The sequence below is a fragment of the Arthrobacter sp. SPT-J7 genome (genome assembly GCF_059089965.1).
On the sequence record NZ_JBNHFF010000008.1, the window covers coordinates 93,412 to 107,369 of the forward strand.

At 66.3% G+C, this 13,958-nt stretch carries 11 protein-coding genes and 1 tRNA gene; 9 read left to right on the top strand and 3 right to left on the bottom strand.

From position 1 onward, the window contains the following. Nucleotides 1-83: 83 nt before the first annotated feature. The 3 genes from pstC to pstB are packed head-to-tail and all read left to right on the top strand — an operon-like array spanning nt 84 to nt 2,930. Nucleotides 84-1,010, top strand: coding sequence for a phosphate ABC transporter permease subunit PstC (gene pstC / locus AC5RWX_RS13945; RefSeq protein WP_493952508.1), 927 nt, complete (start codon nt 84-86; stop codon nt 1,008-1,010). Beyond that, nucleotides 1,010-2,125, top strand: coding sequence for a phosphate ABC transporter permease PstA (gene pstA, locus AC5RWX_RS13950; protein ID WP_493957815.1), 1,116 nt, complete (start codon nt 1,010-1,012; stop codon nt 2,123-2,125). Before pstC ends, pstA begins: the two co-directional genes overlap by 1 nt. Before the next feature lie 25 nt (nt 2,126-2,150). Continuing rightward, nucleotides 2,151-2,930, top strand: a complete 780-nt coding sequence (gene pstB, locus AC5RWX_RS13955) for a phosphate ABC transporter ATP-binding protein PstB (RefSeq protein WP_493940195.1) — start codon at nt 2,151-2,153, stop codon at nt 2,928-2,930. A 141-nt stretch (nt 2,931-3,071) separates the two neighbouring features. On the opposite strand, the gene AC5RWX_RS13960 is transcribed toward pstB, so the two are convergent. The 3 genes from AC5RWX_RS13960 to AC5RWX_RS13970 all read right to left on the bottom strand — a co-directional run bounded on the left by AC5RWX_RS13960 (nt 3,072) and on the right by AC5RWX_RS13970 (nt 5,769). Next, on the bottom strand, nt 3,072-4,082 hold the full coding sequence (locus AC5RWX_RS13960) for an inorganic phosphate transporter (RefSeq protein ID WP_493957816.1): 1,011 nt from the start codon (nt 4,080-4,082) through the stop codon (nt 3,072-3,074). Beyond that, nucleotides 4,083-4,700 (bottom strand): nuclease PIN, encoded by a 618-nt coding sequence (locus AC5RWX_RS13965; RefSeq protein WP_493942184.1) that lies wholly within the window; start codon nt 4,698-4,700, stop codon nt 4,083-4,085. It abuts the gene before it with no gap. 421 nt (nt 4,701-5,121) lie between these two features. Continuing rightward, nucleotides 5,122-5,769, bottom strand: a complete 648-nt coding sequence (locus AC5RWX_RS13970; RefSeq protein WP_493945031.1) for a hypothetical protein — start codon at nt 5,767-5,769, stop codon at nt 5,122-5,124. Between the two features lie 191 nt (nt 5,770-5,960). Between AC5RWX_RS13970 and AC5RWX_RS13975 the strand changes: the two genes are divergently transcribed. The 6 genes from AC5RWX_RS13975 (at nt 5,961) to AC5RWX_RS14000 (ending at nt 13,916) form a co-directional block, all read left to right on the top strand. Continuing rightward, nucleotides 5,961-6,033: transfer RNA gene (locus AC5RWX_RS13975), tRNA-Lys, on the top strand. Between the two features lie 323 nt (nt 6,034-6,356). Further along, the gene (ectA, locus tag AC5RWX_RS13980) at nt 6,357-6,866 is read left to right on the top strand and encodes a diaminobutyrate acetyltransferase (RefSeq protein ID WP_493957817.1); all 510 of its coding nucleotides are present in this window, start codon (nt 6,357-6,359) and stop codon (nt 6,864-6,866) included. Between the two features lie 152 nt (nt 6,867-7,018). After that, entirely contained in the window at nt 7,019-8,290 is a 1,272-nt protein-coding gene (gene ectB, locus AC5RWX_RS13985) for a diaminobutyrate--2-oxoglutarate transaminase (protein WP_493957818.1), read from the top strand. A gap of 128 nt (nt 8,291-8,418) precedes the next feature. Beyond that, nucleotides 8,419-8,817 (top strand): ectoine synthase, encoded by a 399-nt coding sequence (locus AC5RWX_RS13990; RefSeq protein ID WP_493945034.1) that lies wholly within the window; start codon nt 8,419-8,421, stop codon nt 8,815-8,817. Nucleotides 8,818-9,345: 528 nt separating this feature from the next. Continuing rightward, nucleotides 9,346-12,342: an FAD-binding and (Fe-S)-binding domain-containing protein gene (locus AC5RWX_RS13995; RefSeq protein ID WP_493957819.1), complete on the top strand. Its 2,997-nt coding sequence runs from the start codon at nt 9,346-9,348 to the stop codon at nt 12,340-12,342. Between the two features lie 128 nt (nt 12,343-12,470). Next, a complete protein-coding gene (locus AC5RWX_RS14000) occupies nt 12,471-13,916 on the top strand; it encodes a glycosyltransferase family 2 protein (RefSeq protein WP_493957820.1) in 1,446 nt (481 codons plus the stop codon). Nucleotides 13,917-13,958 lie beyond the last annotated feature (42 nt).

A 13,958-nucleotide genomic window follows, 5' to 3' on the forward strand; every position in this document is an offset into this window, starting at 1 on the left:
GGCAAGATTGCCGGGACGGGGCGAACCAGCAAGACTGGCAGAACCGCCAGACGAAGTACAGAAGGAACCCGAAGGGTTGTGAAGTGTCCCAAACATTGACCGAGACAGGCAAAGGCCGGGCCGGCGACAAGGTCTTTTCCGGACTGACGCTTGCCGCAGGGTGTCTGATCCTCTTTGTGCTGTTCTGCGTGGCGGCGTTCCTGCTCTGGCAGGCTCTGCCGACGTTTGGGGCGGACGCCGCGGCGATCACCGGCGGAAAGGGCTTTTGGGCCTACATCTGGCCCATAGTCATCGGCACCTTGATCGCGGCAGTCATTGCCTTGGTGTTGGCCACCCCGGTGGGTGTGGGCGTGGCCCTGTTCATCTCCCATTACGCGCCGCGCCGGCTGTCCAACGGCCTGGGTTACGTGGTCGACCTGTTGGCCGCCATCCCGTCGGTGGTCTACGGTGCTTGGGGCATCGCGGTCTTGGCCCCGGCGTTGGTGGGGCCCTACACCTGGCTGGCAGAAAACGCCGGCTGGATTCCGATCTTTGAAGGCCCGGCCAGCCAGACCGGCAAGACCATGCTGACGGCCGGCATCGTGCTGTCCGTGATGATTCTGCCGATCATCACCTCGCTCAGCCGCGAGATCTTCCTGCAGGCGCCCAAGCTCCATGAGGAGGCCGCCCTGGCCATGGGGGCCACCCGCTGGGAAATGATCAAGATGGCCGTCTTCCCGTTCGCGCGGCCCGGCGTGATCAGCGCCGTGATGCTGGGCCTGGGCCGCGCGCTCGGCGAAACCATGGCGGTGGCCATGGTGCTGTCCGGCGGCGCGCTGATCCCCAGCCTGATCAAGTCGGGCAACCAGACCATCGCCGCGGAAATCGCGCTGAACTTCCCGGAAGCGTACGGTTTGCGGCTGTCCGAACTCATCGCCGCCGGCCTGGTGCTGTTCCTCATCACCCTGGCCGTGAACATGATTGCCCGCTGGATCATTAGCCGGCACAAGGAATTCTCGGGAGCCAACTAATGCCCACATTGCTCACTGACGCCCCCGCGCCGACCAAGCGCAATACACTCACCAAGAACCAGATGCCCGGCTGGGCCATTTGGGCGGTCGCAGGAGGTTCGCTCGTTCTCGGCGCGGCGCTGTCCTCGCTGACCGGCTTCAACCTGGTCTCTTGGGCACTCTTCTCGGCCGTGATCTTCGTGATTGCCGGATACGTGGTCACGCTGTCGGTGGAGGGTTCCCGCAAGGCCAAGGACCGTTTCGCCACCAACCTGATCTTCGCCGCGTTCATTATTGCCGTGGTGCCGCTGATTTCGGTGATCTGGACGGTGCTGCAGAACGGCATCGCCGGACTGAGCTACAACCTTGTCTTCACCTCCATGAACGGCATGACCGGCATGGTCGACAACGACACCGTCGCGAACGGAACCGAAGTGCTCGGCGGCGCCTACCACGGCATTGTCGGCACACTGCTGATCACCATGTGGGCCACCATCATCTCGGTCCCGATCGGCCTGCTCACGGCGGTCTACCTGGTCGAATACAGCAAGGGCGGCCCGCTCTCGCGCGGCATCACGTTCTTCGTGGACGTGATGACCGGCATCCCGTCGATCGTCGCCGGCCTGTTCGCCGCCGCGCTGTTCGGCCTGGTTTTCGGGCCGAGCACCCGTACCGGGTTCGTGGCCGCCGTCGCGCTCTCCGTGCTGATGATCCCGGTGGTGGTCCGCTCCACCGAGGAAATGCTCAAGATCGTGCCGAACGAACTCCGCGAGGCATCCTATGCGCTCGGTGTGCGCAAGTGGCGAACCATCCTGAAGGTGGTCGTGCCGACGGCGATTTCGGGCATTGCCTCCGGCGTCACCTTGTCCATTGCCCGCATCATCGGCGAGACCGCCCCCTTGCTGGTCACCGCCGGCTTCGTCAACAGCATCAACTGGAACGTGTTCGGCGGCTGGATGACCACGCTGCCAACCTACATTTACCGCCAGCTGATGAACCCGACCTCGCCCACCAATGTGGATCCCAGCATGCAGCGTGCCTGGGCGGCGGCGCTGATCCTGATCATCTTCGTGATGCTGCTGAACCTGATTGCCCGGCTGATCGCCCGCATCTTCGCCCCCAAGACCGGCCGCTGAGCCAGAACCAAAGAGAAGGAACCCCATGTCCAAACGCATCGACGTCAAGGACCTGAACGTCTACTACGGCAACTTCCGCGCTGTTGAGGGCGTCAACATCAACATCGACGCCCGGTCCGTGACCGCGTTCATCGGCCCCTCCGGCTGCGGCAAGTCCACCTTCCTGCGGACGCTCAACCGGATGCACGAAGTGCTGCCCGGCGCCCGGGTGGAGGGCGAAGTCCTGCTGGACGGCGACAACCTCTACGGCCAGGGCGTGGACCCGGTGACCGTGCGCAGCCAGATCGGCATGGTCTTCCAGCGCCCCAACCCGTTCCCCACCATGTCCATCCGCGACAACGTGCTGGCCGGCGTCAAGCTGAACAACAAGCGGATCTCCAAGTCGGAGTCCGACGCTTTGGTGGAGAAGTCGCTGACCGGCGCCAACCTCTGGAATGAGGTCAAGGACCGGCTGAACAAGCCCGGATCAGGCCTCTCCGGCGGCCAGCAGCAGCGCCTGTGCATTGCCCGAGCCATCGCGGTTTCCCCGCAGGTGATCCTGATGGACGAGCCGTGTTCGGCACTCGACCCCATCTCCACGCTCGCCATTGAGGACCTGATCGAGGAACTCAAGACGCAGTACACAGTGGTGATCGTGACCCACAACATGCAGCAGGCGGCCCGCGTGTCCGACAAGACCGCGTTCTTCAACATCGCCGGCACCGGCAAGCCGGGCAAGCTGATCGAATACGGCGATACACCCACGATCTTCAGCAACCCGATGGAGAAGGCCACCGAGGACTACGTCTCCGGACGCTTCGGATAAGCCTCCTCAGCCAGCGCACGATGGCGGTGCCTCCCACGCCCGGGAGGCACCGCCGTCGTGGTTAAGCGGCGGCGGGATCTCCACGCAGGCGCAAGCGCCTTTGGTCGATCGCCGGGGCGTTGCAGCGCTCCCTGTTCCGGCTCAGAGCACCGGATCCATGGCCAGCAGCAGGATGGCGCCGAGCAGCGAGGTGGCCACCAAGGTCAGCACCCAGGTGGCCAGCACGCGGATGGCGACCCGCCAGCGCACCGCATGCAGCTTCTGGCTCGCACCGGCGCCCAGAATCGAAGAGGTCATGGTGTGCGTGCTGGAGAGCGGCATGTGCAGGCCAATCGCGCCGATGAACAGCATGGCAGAACCGACTCCCTGCGCGGCGGCCCCGTGCAAAGGATCGATCCGGACCAGCCGGGAACCGAGGGTGTGCGCGATCCGCCAGCCGCCGAAAAGCGCGCCCACCGCCAGCAGGATCGCCGCGAAAACTTGTACCCAGATCGGCATCTGCTCACCGGTCGCATAGCCGGCAGCCACCAGCGCCAGCAGCACCACAGCCATCGTCCGCTGGCCGTCCTGCAGCCCGTGCCCCAGCGAGAACGTCCCCGCGAAGACCGCCTGCGCCAATCTGGTGGTGCGGCCCACTTCACGCGGCGTCCGGTACCGGGCCAGCCAGGTCAGCGGCACCATCACCAGGTAGGACAACACGAACGCCACCAGCGGGGACAGCAGCAACGGCAGCACCAGTTGTGCCCAGATCGGATTATCGGTGGCGCTGATGTTCTCGCCGCCCAGGACGGTGGAGGCCGCTCCGGCCCCCACAAGGCCGCCGAGCAGCGCGTGCGTGGACGAGGAAGGCATCCGCAGCCACCAGGTGAACACTCCCCAGGCACTGGCGCTCAGCAGCCCGGCCAGCAGGATCGCCAGTCCGGACTGCCCGGCGGGCAAGCCGATCCAGCCGGTACTGATCACCAACGCCAGCGTGCTGGAAAGCAAGGCACCGGCCAGGTTGCAGACGGAGGCCAGAACGACGGCGATGCGCGGCGTGAGTGCGCGGGTGCGCACGGCGGTTGCTACGGCATTGGAGACGTCATGAAAGCCATTGATGAACGCAAAGCAGCCGGCGAAAGCAACGACCAGCACCAGCAGGACAAGCTCCACCTACGATTCCTTGACCAGGATCTGCCCCACATGGTGGGACGCCTGGCGCAGGGTCTTGGTGGCAGCTACCAGCTGGTCGGCCACGTCGCGGTGCCGGGCCAAGGTGGCCCCCTTGTGGTCCGACAAGAGCTCCGACACCCACACCCGGTGGGTGCGTTCGGCGCGTTTGGCCAGCCGGACCATCTCGATGCAGTACTCCTCGAGGTCCTCCAAGGAGTTCAGCCGCGGCATGGCGTCCCGGGTCATCTCCGACATCCGGCCGATGACTTCCAGCTGCTCGGAGGCCCGGGCAGACAGGCGCTTGACCCGGTTCAGGGCGATCAGTTCAGCGGCGGCGTCAAGGTGTTCGAAGGTGTGGACCAGATGCAGCGAGAGCTGGAACATGTCCTCGCGCGGAAGGGGATTCACGAAGCTGGTGCGCAAGGTGGTGAGCAGTGCGAAGCGCAGGCGGGAGACGTTGCCGTCCCGGTCGTGCAGCTCTTCGGAGAGTTTGTCGTAGTCGTCTGCAGGTGCCCCGAGGATTTCGGAGAGGGTCTTCACTCCTGCCATGAGCTCTGCTGCCGTCTGTGCGAGCAGTTCCAGGCTCTTGGTGTCCTGCGGGAAGAGGCTTAACTTCATGTCACCGGCGGTTTTCTCACTGGTCCGAACGGCGGAAGGGAAGCATCCGCCGTGCCTAGATTATCGCCTCTGGGTGAACATGATTAATGGTGCCGAACCGGGAGCGCCTCTCGGCGGAAGGCCGCTCGAGGCGGCTAGAAGTTGGAGCCCGGGGCTGCCACGGTTCGACACCACCTTCAGTTTTCTACGCCTCAGAGCCGATGTCAACAGCCGCGGAAAACCGGGGAAAAACGTGTCAACTCGGCCTATTTGTGGTACACGCGCGCGTCATGTTGGGGCACCGTTCGCAGTGCTTTGGGCCCTCCGCGGAGGTCGGGTGAAGCCAGTGGCGAAGGCACGAAATCGTGCCCGGTGGGCGAGCATGCCGGCGCTCCAGCCGTCGGTCGAGATCGCCGCGGCGCGTTAGTCGAGTTAGGCCGCGTCAGTCGAGTTCGCCGCGGCGCCACGCTGCGGCCGCCGCCTCAAGGTCCTCGGCGGTCTTCACCAGCCGGTGCGAATTCAGCGTCAGCTTGGTGGCGTGGTTCTCGTTGGCAGGCTCGGCTGAGTCAGCGTGATGGGTCTGGCCGAGCGCGACAATCCGGCAGAAGGCCGCGGACCGGTCCAATGCCACGTCGAAATCGCCGTCGAAGGCTCCGGACAGGATCGTGTCAGCCATGGCGCGCACCTCGTCCGCGCCGGGCGGCTCGGCCACGCCCGCTATCACCTTGGACACTTCCGCAGATGAGGTGCCCGCCTTGAAGAACGCCGCCAGCTTGTCCGGATGGGACTGGACCGCGGCGCGGATGGCATAGAGCCGCCAGAGCGCACCGGGCAGCGACCGGGCCGGGCTTTCGGACCACATCTCGGCTATGGCCTCGAGCCCCTGCTGGTCCGCGAGCTTGACCAGGCGCTTGGTGACCTCGGGATCATCGGAGCCGCGGCCGCGGTGCACCAAAGCCTGGGCTGCCAGATGGGCAGCCTCGGAAACCCGCGCCGGGTCGGCGCCGCCGGCGAAGTTCTCAAAATCCAACGGGGCAAAAGGCTTCGGCTTGTGCGGCCTGGGGACGTCATTTCCGTTGTTCGGGCTCATGCCACGACCTTACTCCCGCCTCTGACGCCGGTACAGGGAGGCGGTCCGTTGGGGTTGAGGCAGGCCGCAGCGAGGCGAACGCCACCGCCGGCACGGCGGATTCGAATGAGCGGCGGCTGTTGCGATAAACTGTGAATCGGCCAAATCCGCCCACCTCCCGGTTTCCACCAGGATGGACGGAACAGGCTGGCGGGCCTTTAGCTCAGTTGGTAGAGCATCGGACTTTTAATCCGCGGGTCGCGGGTTCGATCCCCGCAGGGCCCACCGCGAAAGCGGCTTCGACTGGTTGTTACCGGTCGGAGCCGCTTTTCCTTTGCTCGGCTCCGACGTCCACCTGACGGCTCACAGGGGGCCCATGACACCGATTTCAGCAGGGAACGAGCAGTCCGTCACCAAGCCGATGTCACGAAATGATAACGAAAGAATGAGGGCAGGGCACCGCCGTCGTGATTCCGCTGGAGGGCAACTGGCACAAGGGATCCGGCGGGAGCGGGCGGCGCCGACCCGGTCGCGAATCTGCCGGAAACCCTTGTCAAATCGGCGGAGTGCCGGTTGATAACGCTTCGATCCTCGTTAGGTTGGAGGTGATGGTTGAAGAACTAGCAGAAACCCAGACCAGTCCGAGGATCAAAGCAAAATTCCGTAAACCAACCCTGAATGACGGGCAGTCCCTGTGGCGCTTGGCCAAGGACTCACAGGTCCTGGACCTGAACTCGTCCTACTCCTACCTGTTGTGGTCCCGCGACTTCGCCGAGACGTCCGTTGTGGCCACAGTGAATGGCGAGCCGGCCGGCTTCATCACCGGCTACATGCGCCCCGACGAACCGGGCACGCTGATGGTGTGGCAGGTCGCCGTGGACCACGAATTCCGCGGCCGCAAGCTGGCCGCCGAGATGCTGGACCGCTTGGCCGGGCAAGTGCGGGCCGAGCGCGTGGAAACCACTATCACGGCGGACAATGAGGCCTCCATCCGGCTGTTCGCCAGCTTCGCGTCGCGCCGTGAGGCGCCGATGGCACGCGAGCCGCTGTTCACCGCAGAGCTCTACCCGGACGGGCACGACACCGAGTACCTGTACCGGATCGGCCCACTTAACTAATGCCCGCCGGCGTCCAGCCTGCTGTGCGCAGCGAACGCCGACCAAACACCAATTGCACCAACGCACATCCGCACGAAATCGACCTGCGGCTGCTGTGGCGATGTCCCGTACCCGGGACGGTATGCGGCCGCGCTGAGGAAGGAAGCGTTTTCATGACTGACATTTTCGAAACCCTGGAGTCCGAGGTCCGCGGTTACTGCCGCAGCTGGCCCGCCGTGTTTACCCGCGGCGAGGGCAGCACCCTGACCGCCGAGGACGGCCGCACCTACCTGGACTTCTTCTCCGGCGCCGGCGCCCTCAACTATGGGCACAACAACCAGCAGCTGCTGCAGCCGCTGCTGGAGTACCTGGCCAGCGGCGCCGTGGTCCACTCGCTGGACATGAAGACCCCGGCCAAGCGGAAGTTCCTGGAGACCTTCCAGGACGTCATCCTGCAACCGCGCAATCTGGACTACAAGGTGATGTTCCCCGGCCCCACCGGCACCAACACGGTCGAGGCGGCGCTGAAGCTGGCCCGCAAGGTCACCGGGCGCCAGCACATCCTGTCCTTCACCAACGCCTTCCACGGCATGACCTTGGGCTCGCTCTCGGTGACCGGCAACTCGATGAAGCGGCGGGGCGCGGGCATCCCGCTGACCAACAGCTCCAAAATCCCCTACGATGACTACTTCTCCGGCGAGACCACGGACTTCCTCTGGCTGGAACGCGTGCTCGAAGACAGCGGATCCGGCGTGGACAAGCCGGCGGCCATCATTGTGGAGACCGTCCAAGGAGAAGGCGGCCTGAATGCAGCGCGCGCCAGTTGGTTGCGCGGCCTGTCCGAGCTGTGCCAGAAGCACGAAATCCTGCTGATAGTGGACGATGTGCAGGCCGGCTGCGGGCGCACCGGCACCTTCTTCAGCTTTGAAGAAGCAGGCATCACCCCTGACATCGTCTGCCTGTCCAAGTCCATCTCCGGCTTTGGCCTGCCGATGGCGCTCACGCTGTTCCGTCCCGAGCTGGACGTCTGGGACGCCGGCGAGCACAACGGTACGTTCCGCGGCCACAACCCGGCCTTCGTCACGGCGACGGCTGCGCTGGAGACGTACTGGCGGACCGGTGAGTTCCAGCAGCAGGTCAAGGCCCGGATCACCCAGCTGCACGAGGGCCTGGAACGGATCGCCGCATCGGTGGAAGGCGCCAGCGTGCGCGGCCGGGGAATGCTGGCGGGAGTCAAATTTAGCGACGACGAGACCGCCGGCAAGATTGCCGCCGAGGCCTACCGAAACGGGCTGCTGGTGGAAACCTCGGGGCCGGAGAGCGAAGTAGTGAAGCTGATGCCGGCGCTGACCATCAGTGCGGCAGACCTGGACCGCGGCCTGGACATCCTGATCGACGCCACCCGTGCCGTCACCGCGGTTCCGGAACTGGTCGGCGCGCGCTAGATCCCGGCGGCAGGCGCGCTGGATCCCCGCGGCAGGGCCGCACCGGTCCCGGCGGCCGCCGCATGGGCAGCACAAACGACTGCCGCATAACCGACTTGTAGACCAACCACCCACATTGAGGAGTTCCCATGATTGTTACCAACCTGAATGACCTGAATGACACCGACCGCGACGTGAAGTCGGAGACGTGGCGGAGCCGCCGGATGGTGCTGGCCGGGGAAGGCGTGGGCTTTTCCTTCCACGACACGGTGATCTACGCGGGCACCACGTCCACGTTCCACTACGCCAACCACATTGAGGCCGTGTACTGCGTCCAGGGCGAGGGCACGCTGACCAACGAGGAAACCGGCGAGGTCCACGACTTGCGCGACGGCACCATGTACCTGCTGAACGGGCACGAGAAGCACACCGTCCGCGCCACCACTGAACTGCGGATGGCCTGCGTGTTCAACCCGCCTGTTACTGGCCGCGAAGTCCACGACGAGAACGGCGTGTACCCGCTCGTCGAGGCTGAGCCGGTTCACTGATTCCGGCGGCAGGAGGGCCCGGTCGGCAACTTGCCGGCCGGGCTTTTCCGCACCCGGAACAAGATTGGTAAAAACCGGCACATAACGACGGCGTGGCTCGCCTTCCGCAGGACATCGGCGGACGTGGGCCACGCCGCATCAACTCCGGGCTACCGCCATCAAGCCCGCCGGCGCCCCGCCCCGCCCCGCCCCGCTGGCCGCCCCGCCGGGAGTACGTGATACGCCACATTGTGGAAGAGGAACCTCGGCACGATCCGCAAAAGCGGAAGAATCCACACAGAACCCCCGCATCTAGGCCACTACTGCCGGCTTATGTGAGGCAATGTGGCGTATAACGTACGCGGCCGCCCAGTCTTCTTGCAGCCGGACTAGGCACCAAGCGTACGCGGCCGCCCATCTTCCGGCTGTCCGGACTAGGCACCCAAACACGCAACGACGGTGCAGAACCAGCGGACGGATCAGAGCCGTCAAAACCTAGCTATCGCGAGGGGAAGACACCCGCCGGTGCCGGTCGGTAGTGTGAGCTGCATGCAAGCGGTTCACGGGACTGCGGTGGACGGCGCGGCGGCGGCCAGCGTGATCGAGGCGCTGCGGCGGAACGGAGTGGCGGACGTCCGGGACGACGCGACTACCCGGGACATATATTCCTCCGACGCCTCGCTCTTCCGGGTGCGGCCGGCGGCCGTGGCCTTTCCGCACGACACGGACGAAGTGCTGGCGGTGCTGGCAGCCTGCCGCGAGGCGGGCGTCCCGCTCACCTCGCGCGGAGCCGGCACCTCCATCGCGGGCAATGCGGTGGGCCCTGGCGTGGTGTTGGAATTCAGCCGGTATATGAACCGCGTGCTCCAGTTGGACCCGGAAGCCCGCACTGCCACCGTGCAGCCCGGCACCGTCCACGCCACGCTGCAGCGGCTGGCGCTGGCCCAGGGAGTGCGGTTCGGACCGGACCCGTCCACGCACACCCGCTGCACCGTCGGCGGAATGATCGGCAACAACTCCTGCGGCGCACGCACCCCGGCCTACGGCCGCACCGTGGACAACGTGGAGCACCTCCAGGTGGTCACCGGTTCGGGACGCCGGCTGCGACTGGACGCCGGGCCGGTTCCGGACGCACCGGAAACCGGGGCGCTGCGTGAACTGGCTGCCGGACACCTGGAGACGCTGCGCACGGAATTCGGCCGCTTCGGCCGCCAGGTCTCCGGCTATGCCCTCGAGCACCTGCTGCCGGAGAAGGGGTTCGACGTGCGCAAGGCGCTGGTCGGCAGCGAGGGGACCCTCGCCGTCGTACTGGAAGCAGGCGTGCGGCTGGTCAAGGACCCGGCGCACAAGACGATGGTGGCGCTGGGGTTTGCCGACATCGGCACCGCCGCGGACGTGGTGATGGACGTGATGGCGTTTTCGCCGACCGCCTGCGAGGGGCTGGATCGCCGGATTGTGGACGTGGTGCGTCGCCGGAAAGGACCGGGATCCGTGCCGGAACTGCCCGCTGGCGCCGCGTGGTTGTTCGTGGAATTGGCCGGCGATGACGCCGCCGAAGTGTCCGACCGGGCCGCCCGGCTGCTTCGGCTGCCCGAGGCCGTGGAAGCCAAGGTGGTGGGCCAACCGGCCGAGGCGGCGGCGCTGTGGAAGATCCGCGAGGACGGGTCCGCGCTGTCGGGACGGTCACCGGCCGGCGAGCCGGCGCACTCCGGCTGGGAGGATGCCGCCGTGCCGCCAGAACGGCTGGGCGCCTACCTGCGCGAATTCGACGACCTGGTGGAGCGGCACGGGTTCAGCGGATTCCCGTATGGACACTTCGGCGACGGCTGCGTGCACGTGCGGCTGGACTTCCCGTTCGGCAACCGCGGCCCCAACGAAACCGACGGCCGCCCCGAATACCGCGCCTTCATGAGCGACGCCGCCGATCTGGTGGCCAGCTTCGGCGGCTCGCTCTCCGGCGAGCACGGAGACGGCCGGGTCCGCAGCGAACTGCTGCCGCGGATCTATTCGCCGGAAGCCATCCGCCTGTTCGGCACGGTCAAGGGCATTTTGGATCCGGAGAACCTGCTCAACCCGGGCGTGCTGGTGGATCCGCGGCCGCTGGATGCGGACATCCGCACCGCCGCCGTGAAGCCGGTCCGGATTCCACTGGGCCTTTCCTACCAGCACGACGGCGGTGACTTCAGCCGTGCGGTACACCGCTGCACCGGGATTGGCCAGTGCCGCACGGACGCGTCGACCCGTCCGGGCATGGTGATGTGCCCGTCCTACGTGGCCACCAAAGAGGAGAAGGATTCGACCCGCGGCCGCGCCCGCGCGCTGCAGGAAATGATCCTGCGTGGCTCGGGCGGTCATGACGACGGCGAGGCCCGGCTTGGCGACGGCGGCGCGGGCCCGGGCGGGGCAGGGCACGGAAGCGGCGGTCCGGCCGAGGCCGCACCGGACTGGCGCTCGCCGGCAGTACATGAGGCGCTGGACTTGTGCCTGTCCTGCAAAGGCTGCCTCTCCGACTGTCCGACGGGAATCGACATGGCCTCCTACAAGGCCGAGGTCCTGTACCAGAGCTACCGCGGGCGGCTGCGGCCAGCGTCGCACTACTCGCTTGGGTGGCTGCCGCGCTGGGCCAGATTGGCCTCGTTCGCACCGACGCTAGCGAACCGGCTGCTGAAGGTCCCGGGCCTGCGGCAAGCCGGCTTACGGCTGGCCGGGGTGGACGCACGGCGCGGACTTCCGCAATTTGCGCAGGAGACGTTCGATCAGTGGTTCCGGTACCGGGATGCATCGGCTGGCTCATCGCCGAACGGGCCCGTGCTGTTGTGGGCCGACACATTCACCAACTACTTCTCGCCCGAGGTCGGACAGGCAGCCGTCAGGGTGCTGGAGCATGCCGGCTACGAGGTGCTCGTTCCAGGGCAACGGCTGTGCTGCGGGCTGACCTGGATCTCCACCGGACAGCTGGACACCGCGCGTAGGATCTTGGACCGCACCGTTGATGCGCTCGCCGCGTACGCTGCCGCCGGCGTGCCCGTGCTGGGACTGGAACCGTCCTGCACCGCCGTGCTGCGGTCCGATGCGCTGGAGTTGCTCGGTGGCACGGCGCTCCCGGTCGCCCAATCCACCCGGACCCTGGCGGAACTGCTCTCGGGCACCCCGGGGTGGGTACCGCCGTCGTTAGCGGGGGAGGAGATAGTGGCCCAGCCGCATTGCCACCACCACGCCGTTCTCGGCTGGGGAACCGACCAGGCCCTGCTGCGCGATGCCGGTGCCAACGTCCAGAGCCTGGGCGGGTGCTGCGGGCTGGCCGGCAACTTCGGCGTCGAGCGCGGCCACTATGACGTTTCTGTGGCCGTCGCGGAGACCCAGTTGCTGCCGGCGGTCAGGCATGCCGGGGCCGATACCGTGCTGCTGGCCGATGGGTTCTCCTGCCGGACCCAGCTCGCCGATCTGTCCGAACGCCGCGGAGTGCATCTGGCACAGCTGCTGGATGGTGCGTCGGGCCCCAACCGGGCCGGCCGGGAAACGGGGCCGGGAACGCCGGAAGAGTGACGGAGGGAAGGCGAGTGGGCACGGCTCGAAGCGTCAGGCGGGGGAATGTGGGGTCGACTATCCTGCCCGCCCGCGCTTGAGACGGCCGTGCAAGAATGCAGCATAGGCAAACGATCGAAGGGGACGTCGTGGCCATCAAGGACAAGCTGGCGGGGGCCCAGCGCAAGCTGAAGAAGTATGCGGCGCGGGCGGGCCAGGTCCGCGTGCGGGAGAGCGACTCCGGTCCGACGTACAGTGCGCAGACCGCCCGGGTCTCAGTGGTCATCCCCGTGTTCAATGCAATGCCGTACCTCAAGGAACTGCTGGACTCGCTGGCTGCGCAGGATATGGACCCTGCGCTGTTTGAGGTGGTGGCGGTGGACGACGGCTCCACCGACGACGGCGGGAAGCTGCTGGACCAGTACGTGGCGCAGCATCCGAACTGGCGGGTGATCCACCAGCACAACAGCGGCTGGCCGGGCAAACCGCGCAATGTGGGGATCAACGCCAGCACGTCCGACTACGTCTTTTTCTGCGACGCCGACGACAAACTGGGTGTTGAGGCGCTGCGCCGGATGGTGGCTTTCGCCGACCAGCATCAGGTGGATGTGCTGGCGCCGCGCATGGTCGGGATCGGCGGCCGGCGGGTCCAGTCCTCGCTTTTCACCGAGACCATCCCCGACGTTCCGGTTCGGAAGATCCTCGGTACGCTTTCGCCGCAGAAGCTGATCCGGCGCGAGCTGCTGGACACCCACGGCATCCGTTTCCCGGAAGGCAAAGTCCGCCTGGAAGACGGCATGATGCTGACCCGTTGTTATCTGGCCTCGCGGCGGAATGCGATCGCGGCCGACTACGACTACTACTTCATCCGTACCCGGCAGGACGGTACGAACATCAGCTCGCAGATGGCCATCCCGGAAAGCTACACCGGCTCGGTGGCAGAGATCGCCCGGATCATTACCGAGAACCATGACGACGCCGGTGAAGCAGAGCTGCTGGTGCTGGACTTGTACCGGCGTAAACTGCTTCGCACGTACGTGCCCTCCCGCTACCGTTCGATGCCCGCCGGTATCCGGAAACGCTGGGTGGCAGCCCATGCAGACTTCGTGGACCGGTACATCCCGGAGCGGTTGGAGGCACAGCTGGGCTTCCCGTTCCAGCAGCGCTCGGAGCTGGTCCGGGCACGGGATGCGGAAGGCCTGCTGAAACTGGCGGCGACGGAGGAAGCTCTGAAGCCGACAGCACGCGCCCGGCTGCCGCAACTGGACGAAGAGTCCGTGGCGTTTGGTCTGCGCTTTGAACCGACAGCCGAATTCGAATCCGTCCGGGTGGTGGCGCGTGGGCGCGGTACTGCTGAAGAACGCACGTTCGACGTCAAGCGCGACGCCGGCGAGTATCGTGCCGTCCTGCCGCGGGCCGATCTGGCCGGACTGGGCAATGTGCTGGTGGACCTCTTTGTGCAACTGGGGCTTGATGGTGTGGAGGGGCCTCCGCGGCGGATCCTGGCGCCTGGGGAGGGGCTGCCGGTGAAGTCCGCCGGTCTGCGTGTCTACGCCACCATCCACGGAAACCTCAGCCTGGACCAGCGCCGCTGAGCATCTCGGCGTTCGATAGAGGCGCGCGGATACGGCGGCGCT